General features: G+C 71.8%; 11 protein-coding genes. 4 read left to right on the top strand and 7 right to left on the bottom strand.

The features are described from left to right. Positions 1-6,942, bottom strand: coding sequence for an SDR family oxidoreductase (locus ACNFOC_RS11515; protein WP_416958985.1), 6,942 nt, complete (start codon positions 6,940-6,942; stop codon positions 1-3). Positions 6,943-7,338: 396 nt separating this feature from the next. Between ACNFOC_RS11515 and ACNFOC_RS11520 the strand changes: the two genes are divergently transcribed. Next, complete coding sequence (locus ACNFOC_RS11520) at positions 7,339-7,944, top strand: GOLPH3/VPS74 family protein (protein WP_416958986.1); 606 nt, start codon at positions 7,339-7,341, stop codon at positions 7,942-7,944. A 178-nt stretch (positions 7,945-8,122) separates the two neighbouring features. Here the strand turns inward: ACNFOC_RS11520 and ACNFOC_RS11525 are convergent, their stop codons facing one another. Then, positions 8,123-9,565 carry a sensor histidine kinase gene (locus ACNFOC_RS11525; protein ID WP_416958987.1) on the bottom strand — a complete coding sequence of 481 codons (1,443 nt, stop codon included), beginning with the start codon at positions 9,563-9,565 and terminating at the stop codon, positions 8,123-8,125. Beyond that, on the bottom strand, positions 9,562-10,251 hold the full coding sequence (locus ACNFOC_RS11530) for a response regulator transcription factor (RefSeq protein ID WP_266863068.1): 690 nt from the start codon (positions 10,249-10,251) through the stop codon (positions 9,562-9,564). Before ACNFOC_RS11530 ends, ACNFOC_RS11525 begins: the two co-directional genes overlap by 4 nt. A 150-nt stretch (positions 10,252-10,401) precedes the next feature. On the opposite strand from ACNFOC_RS11530, the gene ACNFOC_RS11535 reads away from it, so the two are divergent. The 3 genes from ACNFOC_RS11535 to ACNFOC_RS11545 are packed head-to-tail and all read left to right on the top strand — an operon-like array spanning position 10,402 to position 12,926. After that, positions 10,402-11,739, top strand: a complete 1,338-nt coding sequence (locus tag ACNFOC_RS11535; RefSeq protein ID WP_416958989.1) for a ferredoxin reductase family protein — start codon at positions 10,402-10,404, stop codon at positions 11,737-11,739. Between the two features lie 10 nt (positions 11,740-11,749). Beyond that, positions 11,750-12,193: an FMN-binding protein gene (locus ACNFOC_RS11540; protein ID WP_416958991.1), complete on the top strand. Its 444-nt coding sequence runs from the start codon at positions 11,750-11,752 to the stop codon at positions 12,191-12,193. 1 nt (position 12,194) lies between these two features. Next, entirely contained in the window at positions 12,195-12,926 is a 732-nt protein-coding gene (locus ACNFOC_RS11545) for an FAD:protein FMN transferase (protein WP_416958993.1), read from the top strand. 86 nt (positions 12,927-13,012) lie between these two features. On the opposite strand, the gene ACNFOC_RS11550 is transcribed toward ACNFOC_RS11545, so the two are convergent. From ACNFOC_RS11550 to ACNFOC_RS11565, 4 genes are all read right to left on the bottom strand, one after another. After that, positions 13,013-15,160 carry an ArnT family glycosyltransferase gene (locus ACNFOC_RS11550; RefSeq protein WP_416958994.1) on the bottom strand — a complete coding sequence of 716 codons (2,148 nt, stop codon included), beginning with the start codon at positions 15,158-15,160 and terminating at the stop codon, positions 13,013-13,015. Next, entirely contained in the window at positions 15,157-15,999 is an 843-nt protein-coding gene (locus ACNFOC_RS11555) for a dolichyl-phosphate beta-glucosyltransferase (protein WP_416958996.1), read from the bottom strand. Before ACNFOC_RS11555 ends, ACNFOC_RS11550 begins: the two co-directional genes overlap by 4 nt. Positions 16,000-16,176: 177 nt before the next feature. Continuing rightward, a complete protein-coding gene (gene fxsT, locus ACNFOC_RS11560; protein WP_416958997.1) occupies positions 16,177-19,509 on the bottom strand; it encodes an FxSxx-COOH system tetratricopeptide repeat protein in 3,333 nt (1,110 codons plus the stop codon). Then, the gene (locus ACNFOC_RS11565; protein ID WP_416958998.1) at positions 19,506-20,111 is read right to left on the bottom strand and encodes a CHAT domain-containing protein; all 606 of its coding nucleotides are present in this window, start codon (positions 20,109-20,111) and stop codon (positions 19,506-19,508) included. The genes fxsT and ACNFOC_RS11565 overlap by 4 nt, the downstream gene beginning before the upstream one ends. Positions 20,112-20,123: the final 12 nt, after the last annotated feature.

Below are 20,123 nucleotides of genomic sequence, written 5' to 3' on the forward strand. Positions count from 1 at the left end.
CTACCAGCCCGAAGCGGTGTAGACGACGGCCCCTGCTGACTCGTCGCCCCAGGCGAGTTCACGCAGCAGGGCCGCGGTGCCCTCCTCGGGGTCGATCAGCGAGATGCCGCGCCGGGCGTACTCGCGTCCCAACTCCGGGGTGACCATGCCGTGATGGCCACCGGTGGGCGCCCACGGACCCCAGTGCACGGTGAGCGCACGGTGCCCGGTGCGGGCGGACCAGGCGGTGCCCAGACTCTGAAGGGCGTCGTTGGCGGCGGCGTAGTCGACCTGGCCCCGGTTGCCGAGGACGGCGGAGACGGAGCCGAACAGGACGGCGAAGGAAGGGCCGTTGGGCAGTTCCTCCAGCGCCGACAGCAGCGCCTCGGCGCCGTGCGTCTTGGTCCCGTAGACCCGCTGGAAGGACTCGGTGGTCTTCTCGGCGATCAGCCGGTCCTCGATGACCCCGGCCGCGTAGACGACACCGTCGAGGCGGCCGTGTTCGGCGTGGATCTCCTTGACCGCCTGGAGCGCGGCGTCCGGTTCGCGGAAGTCGACGGAGTGGTAGCGGGCCTCGCTGCCGAGGGCAGTGAGTTCGTCCAGGGTCGCGGTGATCTCCCGCTGGGCGAGCAGGAGTTCGGCGGTGCGGTTGATCTCGGCGGGTGTGAGCCCACCGCCCTTGGCGGCGAGGGCGGCGCGCAGTTCGGCCGGGGTACGGGCGCCCGCGGTCGCCGGGTCCTCGGGACCGGCCGGCGCGACCGTCCTGCCGAGGAGTTCGATACGGCACCGGGAGGCGGCGGCGAGCGCGACGGCGAACTTCGCGGTGATGCCCCGCGCACCGCCCACCAGCAGGACCACCGAGTCGCGGTCGAGCCCGATGGCGGCGGCCTCCGCGACCCCGTCACCGGCCGGTCCCGCGCCGTTGGTCGCGAGGGCGCCGAGCGGTGTCTCGGTCAGCTCAAGTCCGTGCCGTCCAGCGGGGGTTCGGAGCACTACCGGCTCGGCGCCGGGCGCCAGCAGTTCGGCGATCAGCGCGTCGGCGACGGCGGCCGGCGCGGTGTCCGCCGGCTCGACGACCCGGGCGACGGTGTCCGGGTACTCGCGGGCCACCGTACGGAACAGCCCGTGCAGGCCCGCCGAACCACCGTCCGCCCCCTGTACCGCGAGGAGTTGGCGCGGGCCGCGCCGCAGAGCGGCCTGGAACACGGGGAACGCGTCGGGCAGCACCGGTGCCGATGCCGTGAGTGGCGCGAGATACAGGACGGCGTCCACCTGGCCGTCGGCGTCGGTGAGTTGGTGCTCGGGGGCGACGGTCACCGTGTCGGCGCCGTACGAGGTGAGCCGCGCCGCGACCGCCTCCGAGGCCTCACCGTCGCCGTAGAGGACGAACCGCCGGCCGCTCAGCACGGATGCCGGGTCCGCCGGGTTGTCGCCGTCCTGGTGCGCCAGCAGCACCGGCCGCAGCTGGAGCCGCTTCGGCGCGGTGCCGGTGACCTCGTCCTGCGGGGCGCTGGCAGGCGGGGAAGTGTCCTGAGGGGCGCTGACACTCGGGGGTGTCTCGTCCGCCGCCGCGGGCTCTGTCAGCCGTGCCGACAGCCAGCTCGTGACGGAGGCCGCCGTACGGGCCTTCGCGAGGTCCTCCAACTCGGCGTCGTCGAGCGAGGCGACGTCCATCCCGCCGCCGATGCCTAGGCGCCCGGCCAGTTCGCCGGCGATCTCGGCGCGCTTGATGGAGTCGATGCTGAGGTCCGCCTCCAGATCGAGGTCGGGCTCGATCATGTCGACGGGATAGCCGGTGCGTTCGCTGATGATCTCCAGGACGACCCGGAGGACGTCGGCCTCGGTGACAGCCTCGGGAACCTGGGGGGCGGCCGACTCCGTTGGTGCGGTGGGCTGTTGAGGTAGGGATGCCTCGGCGGCCGGCAGGGCGGGCAGCTGCGGCAGCGCCTCGGTCACGGCGGGCGCCGGTGCCGGAACCCATGTTCCCTGCGGCACCGTTCCCTGTACCGCGCCGAAGTACGTCATCAGCACATCCCGTTGCGCGGCCACCATCTCCCGGCTGGTGCGCAGGAATTCGGAGATGAGCGCGTCCCTGTTCACCTCGACGGGGACACCGTCCTGAGGGTTCGTCGTCACAGTCGTCTCCACTACACGTCGGGCCGGTGCGAGGGCACCGGGCAGGAGTGCTCCGGCGGCGGTACGGACCAGCTGTCCGTCGACCGTCCAGCCGGGTCGCGAGGGCACAGGAGTCCGGGCCGCGTCGACGGCGTCGCGCCCGTTGAACAGCCAGCCGGTCCGCACCGGCAGCCCCGCGACGGCCAGTTGGGCCAGCGCGTCGAGCCAGCCGCGCAGCCCGCTGTCCTGCCGGGGCTCGCACGCGACCGTGCGGTGCGGGCGGTCACCGAGGATCTGGTCGACCAGCCGGGTCAGCACGGAACCGGGACCGGCCTCGACGAAGACCCGCGCGCCCGCCTCGTACATCGCCTCGATCTGCGCGACGAAGCCGACCGGGGAGCCTATCTGCGCGGCGAGTTCGGCCCGGACCGCGTCGGCGCCCTCCCCGTACGGGGCCGCCGTACGGTTGGACCACACGGGGAACTCGGGTGTGAGCACGGGCCGTTGAGCAAGAGCCTCCGCGAACCGTTCGCCCGCCCCCGCCACCAGCGGACTGTGGAAGGCGCAGGCCACGGGGATGCGCTTGGCGCCGAGACCGGCGTCGCGCAGGAGCCGTACGGCTGTGGCGACTGCCTCTGTCGGGCCCGAAATCACCGTCTGGCGGGGCGAGTTGTGGTTGGCGACGACGACCGAGTCGGGTGCGCCCGCCGCCTTGAGGGCCTGTTCGACGTCCTCGGCACCGGCCGCGACCGCTGCCATGGTGCCAGGGTCGTCCGCGCCCGTGGCTTCGAGGATCGCCGCCGCGCGTTCGGCGCTCAGCTCCAGCAGTGCCTCCGGCGCGATCGCGCCCGCCGCGCACAGGGCGACCAGCTCACCGTAACTGTGCCCGGCCGCCATGTCGGGCCGCACGCCCGCCTCGGTGAGCAGGGCGTGGGCCGCCAACCCCGCGATGCCCAGCGCGGGTTGCGCGACCCGGGTGTCGGTGAGACCGGCCTGCTGGCGGTCGCGGGCGGTGTCGTCGAAGGCGGTCGGCGGGTAGAGCGCGTCGGCGTGGTCGCGGCCCAGGTGCAGATAGTGCTGCAACTCGGGGAACGCGATGAAGACCTCGGCGAGCATGCCGGGCCGCTGACTGCCTTGACCGGGGAAGAGGAACGCGACCTTGCCCGCGCCGGCTCCGGGTCCCGCGCCGGTCCTGGCCTCGGCGTTCGCGCCGGATTCCGTGTCGGCCTCCGCCTCAGGCTCCGCGAGGTGAATCCCCCCGGCCGGATCATGCTCACCGGCCAGCGCCCGCCGCAACTGCCCGGCCAGCCCCGCCACATCCCGTGCCACGACCGCCACCCGCACCGGCTCGTGCCGGGCGTCCGAGCGTCGCGAAGCGCTCAGCGCGAGGTCGCGCAGCTTCCAGTGACCCGCCTCCGCGAGCTTCAGGATCTCTTCGATGCCCCGGCGCGCCGCCGCCCGGTCCGCTCCCCGGAAGGTGAACAACTCGGCGGGCCACGCGTCCAGTCCGTGAGCGGGCGGTACGGCATCCCCGTAAGCCTGGATCACTGTATGGAAGTTGGTGCCGCCGAAGCCGAACGCACTGAGCCCCGCGACGCGTTCCTCGGCAGGGGCGGCCCAGGGCCGCGGCCGGGCGTGGAAGACGAACGGGCTGTCGTCCTCCTTCCAGGCCGAGTTGGGCTGCTTCATGTGCAGGGTGGGCGGCTTGACGCCGGTGTAGAGGGACAGCACGGTCTTGATCAGACCGGCGAGTCCGGCGGCGCACTTCGTGTGCCCGATCTGCGACTTGACCGAGCCGAGCGCACAACTGCCCGCCCCGGCGCCGGACTCGGTGAACACCTCGCTGAGGATGGAGAGTTCGGTGCGGTCGCCGACGACCGTCCCGGTGCCGTGCGCCTCGACCAGGCCGACCTCGGCGGGGGAGACACCCGCGTTGCGGTACGCCCGCTCCAGCGCGGCCCGCTGGCCCTCGGGCCGGGGTGCCGTCAGGCCCAGGGAGCGGCCGTCGCTGGAGCTGCCGACTCCCTTGATCACGCCGTAGATCCGGTCGCCGTCCCGCTCCGCGTCCGCGAGCCGCTTGAGGACCACGCAGGCGACGCCCTCGCCGAGCGCGATGCCGTCCGCCGAGCTGTCGAAGGCGCGGGAGCGGCCGGTGGGGGACAGGGCGTGCACGGAGGAGAAGAGGACGTAGTCGTTGATGCCGTTGTGGAGGTCGGCGCCCCCGCACAGCACGACATCGCTGGTGCCGCCCACGAGTTCCTTGCAGGCGACGTCGACGGCGGCCAGCGAGGACGCGCAGGCCGCGTCGACCGTGAAGTTGGCGCCGCCGAGGTCGAGCCGGTTGGCGATGCGGCCCGAGATGACGTTGGAGAGCATGCCGGGGAAGGAGTCCTCGGTGAGCGTGGGGAGCTGCTCCTCGATGCCCTGCGGGAGCTTCCCGTAGTAGGACGGGAGTACGGCACGCAGCGTGGTCGCGTTGGACAGGTCGCTGCCCGCCTCCGCGCCGAACACCACGGAGGTGCGTGCGCGGTCGAACTCCCGTCCCCGGTCGCCGTATCCGGCGTCCTCCAGCGAACGCCGGGCCGCTTCGAGGGCCAGCAGCTGCACCGGTTCGATGCTGCCGAGGGAGGCCGGCGGGATGCCGTAACGCAGCGGGTCGAAGGGGATGCGCGGGAGGAAGCCGCCCCACTTCGACGGGGTGGCGCCGGTCTTGTCCGGCGAGTAGTGCACGGCGGGGTCCCAGCGGTCGGGCGGGACCTCGTCGACGGAGTCGCGCCCGCCGAGGATGTTCGCCCAGAACGTAGGGAGGTCGGGTGCCTGCGGGAACATGCACGCCATGCCGATGACCGCGATGTCCAGGGGTGCGGGCGCCTCCGGCTCGACGGTCTCCTCGACTCCCAGACGGGCGCGGGCGGTTCGCGCGCTGTCGGCCAGGAAGTCGGCGGCCTCCTCGGTCACCGAGCGGTGCAGGGCGTCGATCGTGGTGGTCGCCGAACGCAGCACGGCGACCTCGCCGGCCATGAACATCCCCTCGGCGAGCTGGCGTTGCTCGTCCACGGCGGTGAGCGCACCGTCCGCGTCCCGCTCCACGCCCTTGCTGGCGATGCGCAGCCGGCCGACGTTGAGCCGCTCCAGCTTCTCCCAGATCTGCCGGTCGGGTACGCTCTGCTCGCGCAACTGGGCCTCGAATTCGAGGTAGTTGTCGCTGAACGGGCTCGGTACGCAGCGGGTGGCGTGACCGGGCGCGGTCTCCAGGAGCGCGGTGCGCGTGGCCTGGACGACCTGCTCCTGGAACAGGGGCTGGACCGCCCCGCGCGTCACCGCCTCCTCCGTGAACAGATAGGCGGTGCCCATCAGCACGCCGACGGCGGCGCCGCGCGCGGTGAGCGGTGCGGCGAGCGCGGCCACCATCGCCGCCGAGCGTTCGTCGTGGACGCCGCCCGCGAAGAACACCTCGACGCGCTCCGCCGTACCCGCTTCGGCCTTCTCCAAGAAGTCGTCCAGGACGGCGAGTTGTGCCTCCCACAGCGGGAAACTGCCGCGCGGTCCGACATGGCCGCCGCACTCGGAGCCCTCGAACACGAACCTGCGCACCCCCGCGTCCAGGAACTGCCGCAGCAGCCCCGGCGAGGGCACGTGCAGGAAGGTGGAGATCCCGGCCCGCTCCAGCGCCTCGGCCTGGGAGGGGCGTCCGCCCGCGATGATCGCGTGCGTGGGCTCCAGCTCCCGTACGGCTTCGAGCTGGGCGTTGCGCATCTCCTCGGGCGCGAAGCCGAGCACCCCGACACCCCAGGGCCGCCTCCCCACGGCGGCGCGGGTCTCGGCCAGCACCGCCCGCGACTGCTCGCCGCTCGACAGCGCCAGCGCGACGAACGGCAGGGCACCGCCCTCGGCGACGGCCGCGGCGAACTCCGCCTGGTCGCTGACACGGGTCATCGGGCCCTGAGCGATGGGGAGTTGAGTGCCCAGGGTCCGGCTCATCGGGGACCCGGCGCGCAACGCGTCGGCCGGTCCCGCGTCCCGTACGGATTCCCTTATGGCGGCGGTCAGTTCGCGCACCGTGCGACCCGTGTCGCCCCAGCGTTCGGCGAAGCGCGCGGCGAGGAAACCGTCCTGGCCGACGGGCAGCAACTGGGTGCGCGGGTCGCGGGCACCGAGCAGTTCGGGGACCCGGTCGGCGGGCACCTGGGGGGCGTCCGGGCCGCGCCGCAACAGGACCCGGTGACCGGCCACCAGCGTGGTCTCGGAACCGTCCATCGAGCGCAGTGCCGCAGCCGCCGCCTCCGGCAGGCCCGACTCGGCGAGCAGGGCCAGCTGGCTGTCGAGGACGACCCCGGCCGCGCCACCGGCCACGGCCGCGGCCGCCGTACGGGGGCCGATGCCGCCGCAGGCCCAGACCGGGACGTCCACACCGGGCTCGGCGAGCAGCCGTTGAAGTAACACGAAAGTGCTCAACTCGCCCACCCGGCCGCCGCTCTCGGCGCCCCGGGCGATCAGTCCGTGCGCGCCGGCGCGGACCGCCGCCAGTGCCTGGTCCGGGTCGGTGACCTCGACCAGCACCCGGTGCTCCGCCGCGACCTCGCCGACCTGCCAGGCGGCGTCCGCGGTGAGGACCACGGTGTGCGGGACCGCGCCCGCGCCTGTCGTGAGGTCACCGGGAGCGATCCGGCAGTGAGGTCCGACCCGTACCCCGAAAGGGCCGGGGGACCAGCGCCGGATGCGCGCCAGGGCCTCTCTGGATCTTCGGTCGCCCAGTCCCAGGTCGAGTACCCCCAACCCACCGGCACGGCTGACGGCCGCCGCGAGTCGGGCGTCCGGCTCATGGAACGGGGTGATTCCAAGGATCATGCATTCGGCGCGCGCGACAGGCGTCATGATTCTCCGAATAAACGGTGAAACTACACGGTGGGGGGTTTCGGCGGGGGTGCGCCGAATGTAATCGCAGAGGCGCAAGAGGGCTGATGGAAAGCTAGCCCCCCGGTTACTCGTCGGTCAACAAGGTCCAGGCAAGCAACTGGTCGACGGGGGTGATCAGGCCATCGGGAACCGGCCCCCAAACAACCGAAAACCCTGCCAATTTCCTTCAGAGGGCACACCACTCGGACCGCAGTGGCGCAAGCGGTCCAAAAGCCCCTGCTATTCATCCGAGGCTCACAGTCCCGAAACATCGCTGACGGCGGGACGGAATTATGTAAACGTTGGGTGTCGATGCCTCCTCGCATAGGCCGCGCTAGGTTGGCACCCATGAGCACACCGCGGGACCTGATGATCGTCGCCATGGATGTCGCACCCGAGCGCCCCGTCGAGACGGGTGACCTTTCGCTCGCGCTCGCCGGAGCGGAGGTGATCGACCTCCTCGCCGCCGGAGCCGTGACGCTGGACGGCGACCTGATCGTGCCGAACCCCCAACTCCCCATGGAAGACGTCCTGTTGGACCAGGCGGCGGCCGCGCTCGTGCGGGAGACGCCGTACGAGTCGGTCGAGGACTGGCTGTGGCGGCGCGGGCGCAGCCTCTCCTCCGCCTATCTCGCCGTGCTGGAGGCGGAGGGGCTGGTCGCCCGGCAGCGCGGGCGCTGGATCCCGGTCCGCACCGGCCGGACGGCCCTGGTCGACTCCCCGGTCCGCAGCCGCGCGGCGGACCGCTGGGCCGAGGGCGAACCCGTCCTCGCCCAGCTCGCCGCGGCCGCCGGGATCCGCGAGGTGTCGGACGAGGACTCCGCGAAGGTCACCGACGAGTCGCTGGACACGGTCATCGCCGTGGTCCACGACGCGGTGACGGAGCTGGAGGCCGTACGGCAGCGGAAGAGCGTCGAGGACGCGGCGTACGACAACGTGTGGCGCGGTATGTGACGGTGACTTCTCGGCTTCGGAGCACGACAACTGCCGATAAAACAGAGCCAGTTGATGGTCCTGAGCCTCAGGTGACGCCACGTTACCCATGGTAGGCACAAGCCCGGCGCTGAGCTAGAGCGAGCGACGGCGCGCGCTACCCGCGTTCACCGGGACGGAGCCGCCCCCGACAGGATCCTCACCGTGACGAAGCCGCCCCCAGCGGGATCGTCACCGTGAAGACCGTCGCCCCCGGCTCCGACGTCAGCTCCACGGTGCCGCCGTGCGCCTTCGCCAGCGACCGCGCCACCGCGAGGCCCAGCCCGCTGCCGCCCCGCTCCCGGGTCCGGGCCTTGTCGACCCGGTAGAAGCGGTCGAAGACCCGGGCCCGGTCGTCCTCCGGGATACCGGGCCCCGCGTCGGCGATCCGCACCGACGCGGCGCCGCCCGCGACCGACAACGCCACCGAGACCTGTGTTCCGGCCGGGGTGTGCACGGCCGCGTTGGTGAGGAGGTTGTCCAGCACCTGCCGAATACGGACCGGGTCGACGCGCAGCGGGACCGGGGAGGGGGGAACCGTCACCGTCAGTGGGTGTTCCCGGTGCCCGGCGCGGAAGGCGTCCGCCGCCTGCTCCACCAGCTCCACGAGGTCCGCGTCCTGCATCCGTATCGGAGTCTCCACGTCCGCCGCGTCGAGGCGGGCCAGCAGGAGGAGGTCGTCGAGGAGGATGCCCATGCGGGCGGCCTCGGCGCGCAGCCGGGCCAGGTGCTTGTCGCGCTCCTCGGGGACGTTCGCGGCCGCGTACTGGAACAGGTCCGCGTAGCCGCGCACCGACATCAGCGGGGTGCGCAGCTCGTGCGAGGCGTCCGCGACGAACCGGCGCAGCCGCTGCTCCGCCTCCGCGCGCACCGCGAGGGAGTCGTCGATGTGCTCCAGCATCGTGTTGAACGCGGTGCGCAGCTCCTCCACCTCGGGCCCGCCGTCGCCCCGCTCGGCGCGCAGCGGCAGCCGGGCCGCCGAGTCGGTGAGGTCGTGCGAGGTGATGCCGTGGGCCGTGGTCGCCATGTCGCTGAGGGGGCGCAGCCCGCGCCGCAGCAGGTTCCGCCCTATGACCACCAGTACCAGCAGTGCCAGCGCGAACGCCACCACCTGGACCGTGACCAGCTGCCGTACCGTGCCCTGCACGTCCGCCAGCGGGGCCGCGCTCACCAGGACCACACCGGGCTCGACCTCGCAGGCCCGCAGCCGGTAGGTGCCCTTGCCGTCGATCGTCACCGTCCGGGTGATCTCCGTGGTGGAGTGCGCCATCGTCTTCGCGAGGGCGGTGAGCGCCTTGGTGTCCTCCGGTACGTCCGAGGGCTCGCGCAGTTTCGGGGTCGTGCCCGAGACGTCGTAGACGGCCGTGTACCAGCCGTAGTACGGCTTGCGCTGGACGATGCCGTGCGCCTGGGCGTCCTTGGACTGGACGACCTGGACGAGCTTCATCTGGTCGCTGACCTGGCGCTGGAGGTAGTCCCGCATGTACATCGTCAGGGCCGTGCCGACGACCGCGAACACGATCAGCGACAGGACGCCGACGCCCAGTGCGAGCCGGGTGCCCAGGCGTACGCGGCGCCAGTTGTGGCGCAGTCGTCGGATCATTCGGCGGCCTGCCGGATCACATAGCCGAAGCCACGCACGGTGTGGATCAGCGGATCGTGGCCCTCGTCGAGCTTGCGGCGCAGCCGGCTGACCACCAGTTCCACCACGTTCGAGCGGCCGCCGAAGCCGTACTCCCACACATGGTCGAGGATCTGCGCCTTGGTGAGCACGGTCGGCGACTTGCGCATCAGATAGCGCAGCACCTCGTACTCGGTCGGGGTGAGCGTGATGAGGTGGTCACCGCGCCGCACCTCGCGCGTGTCCTCGTCCATCGTCAGATCCGCGACCCGCAGCACGGAGCGCGGGAAACCGGGCCCGGCGCTGCGCCGCAGCACGGTCCGCAGCCGGGCCATCAGCTCCTCCACCGCGAACGGCTTGACCAGGTAGTCGTCCCCGCCCCGGGTCAGCCCCGCGACCCGGTCGGCGACCGCGTCCCGCGCCGTGAGGAACACCACGGGCACCATCGTCCCGGACCGCCGCAACCGGTCCAGCACACCGAAACCGTCCAGGCCGGGCAGCATCAGGTCGAGCACCACGATGTCCGGTGCGAACTCGGCGGCCACGGTCAGCGCCTCCTCACCGGAGTACGCGCACGCGGCCTCCCAGCCCTCGTACCGGGCGACCGTCGCGACAAGGTCGGCGATCGGCGGGTCGTCGTCCACGACGAGGAGTCGTACTTTGTCCACCCGCTCATACTGCGCCACACACCGATCTACGCCAGACCCGCGGCACCGCCACACCCACATCGATAAGCACTTGAAAGTTGTCCGACAGGAAAAAGACAGCTCCCCGAGGTCAAGCTCGTCTCCCAGGACCCGATCAAGGAGCTGCCGTCCGTGACGACCGTCCAATCACCCCCTGCGCCCCCCACGGCGATACGCCCCAGGGTGGTGGCCCGCACGGGCCTGTACGCCGTGCTGGCCGCGAACGTCGCCGTGGTGACCGTCTTCTTCGCCCAGGCAGGATTCGCCTCCAACGCGCTCATCGTCATCGGCCGCCTCCTCGGCCTCTACGGCGCGCTCGTCATGGCCTTCCAGCTGCTGCTGGTGGCCCGCCTGCCCTGGCTCGACCGCCGGATCGGCATGGACCGGCTCACCAACTGGCACCGCTGGACCGGCTTCGCGCTGCTCTGGACGCTGCTCGGGCACCTCGTGTTCATCGCCTTCGGCTACGCCCAGGGCACCGACACCGGCCCGATCGGCGAGGTCGTCGACCTGGCCGAGACCACCGAGGGCATCCTGCGCGCGCTCGTCGCCTTCGCCCTGATCCTCGTCATCGGCGCGACCTCCGCCCGCTACGCCCGGCGCCGCCTCGCCTACGAGACCTGGCACTTCATCCACCTCTACACCTATGTCGCGGTGGTCCTCGCCTTCACCCACCAGGTCGCGGTCGGTACGACGTTCACCGCGTCGTCCGCCGCCACGACGTACTGGTACGCGGTGTGGGGCGTCGCGCTCGGCTCGGTCGCCCTGGGCCGGCTGGTCCTGCCCCTGTGGCGCAACTTCCGCCACCAGTTCCGGGTGGAGGCGGTGGTCCCCGAGTCCGGCAACGTCGTCTCGATCTACATCACCGGCCGCGACCTCCACCAACTCCCGGCGCAGGCAGGCCAGTTCTTCCTCTGGCGCTTCCTGACGAAGGACCGCTGGTGGCAGGCCAACCCCTTCTCCCTCTCGGCCGCCCCCGACGGCACCCGCCTGCGCCTCACCGCCAAGACGGCCGGCGACGGCACGGCCGCCCTGCGCCACCTCAAGGTCGGCACCCGCGTCTTCGCCGAGGGCCCCTACGGCGCCTTCACCACCCTGCACCGCACGAAGCCGGAGTCCCTGCTCATCGCGGGCGGCGTCGGCGTCACCCCCATCCGCGCCCTGCTGGAGGACCTGGAGGGCCACGCCGTCGTCATCTACCGCGTCGCCACCGACCGCGACGCCGTCCTCTACGACGAGCTGGTCGAACTCGCCCAGGCCAAGGGCGCCCAGCTCCACCTGGTCACCGGCCCGCCCGTCCCCGACAAGCTCGCGCCGCGCGAACTGGCCCGGCTCGTACCGGACATCGCCGACCGCGACGTCTTCCTCTGCGGACCGCCGCCGATGATGAACGCGGTGCTGCGCAGCCTCGGCGACATGGGCGTGCCCAAGCAGCAGATCCACTTCGAACGCTTCAGCCTGGCGGGATGAGAGAAATATCGTGAAGCGAGTCATACCTGTCCTGGTGCTGTCCGTCGCGGGTCTGATCCCCGTGTGGCGCTACGAGCCGTCCATCGGGACGACGACGAGCACGACGACCACGACGGAGGCGGTCTCGACACCGACTCCTACGGCCACTTCGTCGTCCTCGTCCGGGTCTTCGTCGACCCCTTCCGCGTCCTCGAAGAAGGTCGTCCAGGGCACCGCGATCAACACATCCAAGGGCACCGTGCAGGTGCAGGTGACCTTCGAGGGCGACAAGATCAGCTCCGTGAGCATGCTCCAGCAGCCGGACCACCCGCAGACCACGGCGGCCGTCCCGGTGCTGATCGAGGAGACCCTCAAGGCGCAGAGCTCGAAGATCGACACGGTGTCCGGCGCCACGATCACCAGCGACGCCTACGTCCAGTCGCTCCAGGCCGCGATCGACGCCAAGGGCGCCTGAAATGCGGCGAGTCGAGCATGTGATGGGCTTTCCGGTGTCGTTGCGCGTCGACGACGAGGGCATCGGGGACGAGGTGGCGGACGCGTTGTTCGCCTGGCTGCGCGAGGTCGACGCCCGCTTCAGCCCGTTCCGCCCGGACAGCGAGGTCTGCCGCTACGACCGCGGGGAGCTGCGACTCCGGGACCTGAGCGCGGACTTGACCGAGGTGCTCGACCTCTGCGAGCAGTACCGGGTCGCGACCGGCGGCGCCTTCGACGTCCGGCTGCCAGGCCGGCCCCTCGACCCCTGCGCGGTGGTCAAGGGCTGGTCGGTGCAGCGGGCGGCGGAACTGCTCACCGCCGCCGGCGCCCGGCGGTTCATCCTCAACGCCGGTGGCGACGTGGTCGTGGCCGGCGGTCCGTGGCGGGTGGGCGTACGGCACCCCGAGCACGCCGACCAGCTGTGCACGGTACTGGAGTTGACCGACGGGGCGGTGGCGACCTCCGCGCGCTACGAGCGCGGCGACCACATCGTCGACGGGCGCACCGGCACTCCCGCGACCGGACTGCTCAGCATCTCCGTCGTGGCCGCCTCCCTCACGGAGGCGGACGCCACGGCCACCGCGGCCTTCGCGATGGGTCCGGAGGGCGTCGACTGGGCCGCCGCCCGGCCCGGCTGCGAGGTGTTCGCGGTCGACGCCGAGCGCCGGGTCCGCCGTACGCCGGGATTCCCGGTCGCGACGGTGGCGGCTTAGCGGCTGTCCCTCACCCACAGCAAGCGGAAGGGCCGCCGGATTACCGGCGGCCCTTCCTGTCGGGACATGTGGATCGGGGGAGTGGATCAGCTGACGTCGGAGGCGTCCAGGCGGTACAGGCCGCTGCTCGTCGACGAGGTCGAGGTCGTCGAGGAACTGCTGCTGTACGCCGAGGACTTGACCGCCGTGCCGTGGGCCTTGACCCAGGTCGCGATCGCGGAGTTGGTGCCCTGGCCGCCGTCGCTGCTGACGATGATGTAGTGCAACTTGCCCGACTTCACCAGGGACTTGAGCTTGGCGAGGGTCATCGCGTTGTCGCTGCCGGACCAGCCGCCCATGGAGATCACGGGCTGACCCGACTCCAGGATGATCGAGGACGCCGTCTGGTCGGTGGACACCGCCAGCAGCCAAGTCGCCCCGTCCTGGTGCTTCTTGAGGTACGTGATCATCTCGGACGAGACCTGGGTGCCGCCGCCCGTACCGCCACCGGCCGACTGAGTACCGGACTCGGTGCTCGACTCGGCGCCGGACTCCGTGGCCGAGGACGAGGAGGAAGACGAGGAGGAGGAAGGCGCCGAACCGCTGCCCGAGGGCCGGGTGCCGGACGGGGCCGAACCGCTGGGCTTCGTACCGGACTTGGTGCCGCCCGGGGCGCCGCCCATGCTGCCGCCACCGCCGCCACCCATGCCGCCACCGGTGCTGGGACCGGCCGTCGGGTTGGTGCCGTTGGTCGAGGAGGTCGCCGCCGAGACCGAGTAGGCCGCGGGTCCGGCGAGGAGGGCGACGACCGCGGCCAGTGCCGCGAAGCCCATCAGGCGGTGGCGCTTGGTGAACCGGCCCACCAGCAGGCCGAGCACGGAGGCCACGCCCGCCACACCGACCACGATCTCTGCGACCGTGTACACCGTGCCGGAGCCGGAGACCCGCTGGAGCAGGACGACCGCCCAGACGGAGCTGGCCGCGATCGCCGCCGGCAGCACCCAGGCCCACTTGGCCGCCGAGCCCTCACGGAAGGCGCGGTACAGCAGCACCCCGCCCGCACCGGCCAGGGCCGCGATACCGGGCGCCATGGCGGTGACGTAGTACGGGTGGAACGTGCCCTCGGCGAGCGAGAAGGTCAGGAAGTGGACGACGAACCAGCCGCCCCAGAGCATGAGCGCCGCACGCTTGGCGTCCGTGCGGGGAGCGCGGCCGCGCAGGACCAGGCCGCCGACGAGCGCGATCGCCGCGAAGGGGATCAGCCAGGAGATCTGGCCGCCCATGATCTCGTTGAACATCCGGTACAGGCCCGAACTGCCGCCGAAACTCGCCCCGTTGCCCTGCGAGCCGACCGAGGAGCTGGCGCCGAAGATGCGGCCGAAGCCGTTGTAGCCGATGACGAGGTCCCACACCGTGTTGTCGGTGGAGCCGCCGATGTAGGGGCGGGAGGACGCGGGGATCAGGTCGACGATCACCATCCACCAGGCGCTGGAGACGATCAGCGCGAGGGTGGCGACGGCGAGGTTGCGGATCCGCTTGCCGAGGGAGACGTTCGTCGCCCAGAGGTAGACGAGGAAGAACACGGGCAGGACGACGTACGCCTGCATCATCTTGGTGTTGAACGCGAAGCCGATCGCGACCGCCGACCACACCAGCGGCATCAGCTTCCCGTTGCGGACGGCCTTCATGAGGGCCGCGGCGCCGAGCATCATCAGCAGGACGAGGATCGGGTCCGGATTGGTGTCCCGGGTGATGGCGACCGTGATCGGGGTGAGGGTGAGGACCACCGCCGAGATCGTGCCCGCCACCGCGCCGAAGTCCCGCTTGACCTGGCGGTACAGGATGGCGACCGAGCCGGTGCCGGCCGCGACCATGGGCAGCATCAACTGCCAGGTGCCGTAACCGAATACGCGGGCGGACAGGCCCATCACCCAGAGGGCGAACGGCGGCTTGTCGACCGTGATGAAGCTGCCGGAGTCGAGCGCGCCGAAGAAGAACGCCTTCCAGCTCTTGGTGCCGCTGTAGACGGCCGCGTCGTAGAAGGTGTTGCCGGTGATCGAGGTCAGGTTCCACGCGTAGAGCGCGGTGGCCAGGAGGAGGATGCCCCACAGGGCCGGGCGGGCCCAGCGGGGGTCGTCCTCCGGGCCCGTGAAGAGCCTTCTGGCACGGGAGTTGAGGCCGCCGTCGGCGGGCGGGCCCGCGCGGTGCGAGCGGCGGGCGCTCTCCTGGCCGGGGGGCGGGGCGAGGGTCGTCATGACGCGTACTCCAGGTGTTCCGCGGAAGAGGCGGGCGCCCCGACGGGCAGGACAGGGGCGGTGGTGCGGGTGCGACGGGGTACGGCGGCGATGCGGGCGCGGCCGGTGACGGTCTGCTTGAACATCCGGCGCATGCCCTTGAGGTCGTCGAGGGCGGTACGGACGATGTCGACGCGGCTGTCGGGGTCGTCGATCCAGTCGACCGGGACCTCGTGGATACGGAGCTTGTTGCGCTGGGCGAGGACGAGGAGTTCGGTGTCGAAGAACCAGGCGGTGTCCTCGATGTGCGGGGCGAGCGCCCGGAACACCTCGGTGCGGACGGCCTTGAAGCCGCACTGCGCGTCCGAGAAGCGGGCGGCGAGGCCTGCCTTGAGGAGGAGGTTGTAGGAGCGGGAGATGAACTCGCGCTTGGCACCGCGCTGGACCGCCGACTGCCGGTGCAGCCGGCTGCCGATGGCCACGTCGCTGTGGCCGGACAGGAGCGGGGCGACCAGGGGCAGGAAGCCTTCGAGGCCGGTGGAGAGGTCGACGTCCATGTACGCGACCACGTCCGCCTCGGAGCGGCTCCACACGTGCTTCAGGGCGCGGCCCCGGCCCTTGGCGTCGAGGTGCACGGCGTGCACGTGCGGCAGCCGCTGGGTGAGGTCGAGCGCCTCCTGCCAGGTGGAGTCGGTGCTCGCGTTGTCCGCCACGGTGATCGTGAACGGGAACGGGAAGGACGTTTCGAGGTATGCGTGGAGACGGCCGACACTGCCGGCGAGGACGTGCGCCTCGTTGTAGACCGGCACCACGATCTCGACCGAGCGCTGCCGGACGCCTCCCGCGTTCTGTTCGTTCATGACGGTGACTTTCCGGTCCCCGTCTGTGGCATTGCTGAGCCTTCACTGAGCGGCCGATGAGAATCAGCGGACTCACAGGTTGCGCACAGCACCCTCAGGCCGGGCCCCAATGCTGGGGCCCGGAAAGGCAGTTCGGACGGGCTGCGGACCGGTCTTTTGAGAGACTCCAGACGGGCTTCAGATGGGCTGCGGCTCGAAGTCCCAGCCGGGTGGTTCCTCCGCTCCCGTCGCCGACGCGTCCTCACAGGCCCGTATGAGCGGATGGTCGGGGCCGACGGCGTCGCGGGCCCGCAGCAGGGTCTCCCGGCGCAGTTCGGCCGCCTCGTCGGGCCGTCCGGACAGCCGGCGGGCCGCCGCCGCGTTCAGGGCGCAGCCCAGGGTCCACGGATGGTCGGCGCCCACGGCGTTCGTCATGCCCCGCAGCGCCTGCTCGATCAGCCGGGCCCCGGCGGCCCGGTCGCCGCCGAGCCACAGCAGCAGACCGCGGTTGCCCAGGACACCCACCGTGTACGGGTGATCGTCGCCGAGGAGATGCCGGTAGCCGTCGGCCACCGCGTCCGTCAGCTCGGCGGACTCGGTGAGATCACCGTGCGAGCGCAGGAAGGAGGCGTGGTCGGCCTGGACCATCAGGGTCATCGGATGCCGGACGCCCTGGAGGTTCCGGCACCGCTCGACCAGGCTGCGCAGCAGGTCGGCGGCGGCCGGCACGTCGCCCGAACGACGCAGGCACAGCGCCTGGTTGTGCTGGGCGGCCAGGGTCTGCGGATGATGGTCGCCCATGGTCTGGCGGTGCAGCAGGGAGTTGGCCTCCTGGAGCGCGGTGGCGTCCTGGTGGCGGCCCAGCAGACGCAGCGAGCGGGCGTAGGTGAGGCCGCTGAGCAGGGTCGACTGATGGTCCGAACCGAACGACTCCCGCCGTAGGACCAGGAGTTGGGCGTGCACGTCGGCCGCCTCCTGGTAGCGGCCGAGGAGGCCGAGGGCGACGCCGAGGTTGTTGAGGCAGGCCTGGGTACGGGGGGCCCGTGGTCCGTCGAGGACGTCGTAGGCCCGCCAGACCTGCTCGAAGAGGTGGTGGGCCTCCTTGAAGAGGCCGAGCGCCATCAGGGAGCCGCCGAGGCCCGTCTCGGCCCGCAGGAGTTCGAGGTCGTCGGAGGGGCGCTCCTCGGCGAGTTGCTCCACGACGGACCGGCCCACGGCCTCCGCCTCGCGGTAACGGCCGCAGCGGCGCAGCATGTTGGCGTGCTGGTGGACGAGGACCAGCATGGACGGATGGGTGGGCGCGAGCCTGATCCGCCAGCGGGCCAGCACCTGTTCGCACAGGGTGAGTCCGGTGCTCTCCTCGTCGCGCAGCCGCAGGTACTCGATGCAGTTGAGCACGAGGTCGCGCACCGGGCCCTCGGAGCTCTCCAGGGCGCCCGAGGGGTGCAGATGCGGCAACAGCTCGGCGTAGACAGGCCAGTTGGCGACCTCGGACGGTGAGCGGGGGTCGGCCGAGACCAGTACCCGGCAGGCGACCGCCGAGAGTTCGTCCCGTTCGCCGGGGGTCAGGGTGCGGCGCAGGAAGCGGTGGTAGAGGCGGTGCATCTCCACGCTGTCCACATAGCCGACGCTGTCCGAGGGCTGAACGTAGTCCATCCGTACGGCAGTTGACTCCGAGAGGCGGCGCAGCGCACCGAGCCAGCGGGCCGGGTCGGCGGCCAGGTCGGCCAGCAGCGTGGGCAGGTCGCCGGGGCGGGACTGCTGGAGCTGGCGTACGGGGATCGAGCCGGGGGAGAACATGGCGAACAGGCGCAGGAGTTCGGTCGCCTCGGGGTTGTCCCGCGCCAGGGAGTCGAGTGTGAGGGCCCAGGTGGTCTGGAAGCCGATCGGGTAGTCCGGCAGGGTCTGGATGCCGATCTCGTCGGCGTCGCCCCGGCGCAGCAGCCCGATGTACTCGGCCGCCGACATCCGGTTGGCGTCCAGCCAGGCCGTCGTCTGGGCCAGCAGCAGCGGGAAGTCCTCGACGGCGTCGGCGAGTTGGTCGGCCTCCTCCTCGGTGAGCCGCTCCACGTGCCGGCGGGCGTAACTGATGCTCTCCGCCCGGGTGAAGCGCTCCACCTGGACCTCGGCGACCCCGCCGGTCGCGGCCCAGCCCTGCGTGAGGGTCGTCACCGCGACATGGCCGCCGGCCTCGGGAAGAAGGTCGTTGACCTGTTCCAGGTCGTCGGCGCTGTCGAGGACGAGCAGCCAGCGGCGGTGCGGGCGGCCGGTGCGCAGGGCCTCGCGGACCGCGCGGACCCGCTCCGGCAGCGCGCTGCTGTCGGCGAGGCCCAGCGGTTCGGCGAGGTCGGCGAACTGCTGGCGGGCCGTGGCCCGGAAGCTCGCGCTGATCCACCAGACCACGTCGTACTCGTTGGCGAACCGGTGCGCGTACTCGATGGCGATCTGGCTCTTGCCGACGCCCGAGATACCGCGCAGGGCCACCCGGGCGCCCGTCGGCGGTCCGTTCTCGAAGAGGGCGCGGAGTTCCTCCAGGACCGTGTCGCGGCCGGTGAAGCGGAAGTTGCGGCGCGGGACGTTCCACACCGCGGGCGGCGCGTCCGGGAAGCGGGGGGCGACGGACTCGTCCTCGGGTTCCGGCCGGGCGTCCTGCAGGTCGAGGGTGGTCAGCAGCCGGCGCAGCGCCTCGGCCGGGTCCAGCTCCCGCAGACTGACCGGGCCCAGTACGGCGGTTGCCGCGGGGAGCGTGCGCGCGGAGAGGTCAACGGCGGCGAACCGGTCCGGGTCGGCGGCGACCACCGGGCCCAGCGCCTCGCCCCATTCGAGCTCGGTGCGCTGGCCGAGCCGCAGGTACTCCTCGTCGAGCAGCAGCAGCACCCGGCCGGGGGCGGTGAGGAGATCGGTCAGCAGCCGGGCCAGCGGCACCCCGGGCGGCGGGTCCCAGCGCAGCAGGAAGGTCTGGCAGCCGTGCCGCTCCAGCTGCCGCGCCGTCCACACGGCCCAGGCGCGGTCGGTGCCGGCGTAGCTGATCGTGATGTGGTGCGGCGACCAGACGCCGGACACCGGACGCCGCCCGACGCGCTGCCCGGGGACGGTGTGCTCGGCCGGGAGGGTGGCGGCCCTGCCGTTCAGCGCGGGCACGACGACATGCCCCTGTCCTACGACGGCGTCCGCGACGATCTCGCTGGGCAGTTCGACGGTACGGACCGGAACACCCCAGCGGTTGCTGATGGTCAGCCAGATCGTGCCCGGGCCCGGTGCCCGGCTCGCCTTGATCACGAAGCGGGCCGGGCCGTAGGTGCCGCCGAAGCGGTGCAGGACGACGCTGGGTTCGTTCAGGGCCTCGCACACGAACCGGCGGGAGCCGTCCAGGGCGACGCCGAAGTCGAACTCCTCCTCGTCGTAGGGCCAGTCCTCGGGCGCCGCCGGGCCGTTGAGGTCGACGGTGACGAGATAGCTCTGCCCTGCCTGGGCCTTGCGGGGCCAGCCCACGAGGGGCTCGATCATCAACGCAGCGGGATCGCCGCTCATGTCCTCGCCTCCTGCGCACGGACGCTGAGCCGGAGCGTGGTCAAGGGGTGTCCGAAATAGAGGAACATGAAGCTGTAGAGGATCGGCAGAATCTGCCGCTGGCCCTCGGCGTCGATCGCGTCGTCGTCACCGTAGACGAACGGCAGCGGATCGGGCAGCTGGGCCACGGCCGCGGCCCGGAAGTCGCGCAGGGCCCGCGCGACGGGCAGTTCGGGGTCGGCGCAGAGCCGTCCGACGAGATCGCGGATCAGCGTGTGCGCCACGTCGTCGCCGACCTTGCCGGAGGTCGCGATGCAGCCGCCTGCTCCCTTGCGGAGGAAGAGTTCGGCGAAGCCGCGCAGGGCGTTCTCGCCGAGCGGCCGGTTGTTCACGAACCGGGCGGAGTGGCAGGCGTTCAGGCACACCAGGGTGCGGCGGCCGTCCAGCGCGGACATGTCCAGGCCGTTGAGTTCGTTCCAGGTGACCGTGCCGAGCTTGAGCTTGTAGAGGTTCGGGCCGTGCGTGGCGTGACAGCCCATGTAGACGAGGCCGGCGCCGAGGCCGCCGCGCAGCAGCTCACCCGCAGTTTCGGGGCGACCCTCGCGATCCCGGGGTGGTGGCAATCCGGTCGCCTG

The organism is Streptomyces colwelliae, from assembly GCF_048158785.1.
GTDB lineage: Bacteria > Actinomycetota > Actinomycetes > Streptomycetales > Streptomycetaceae > Streptomyces.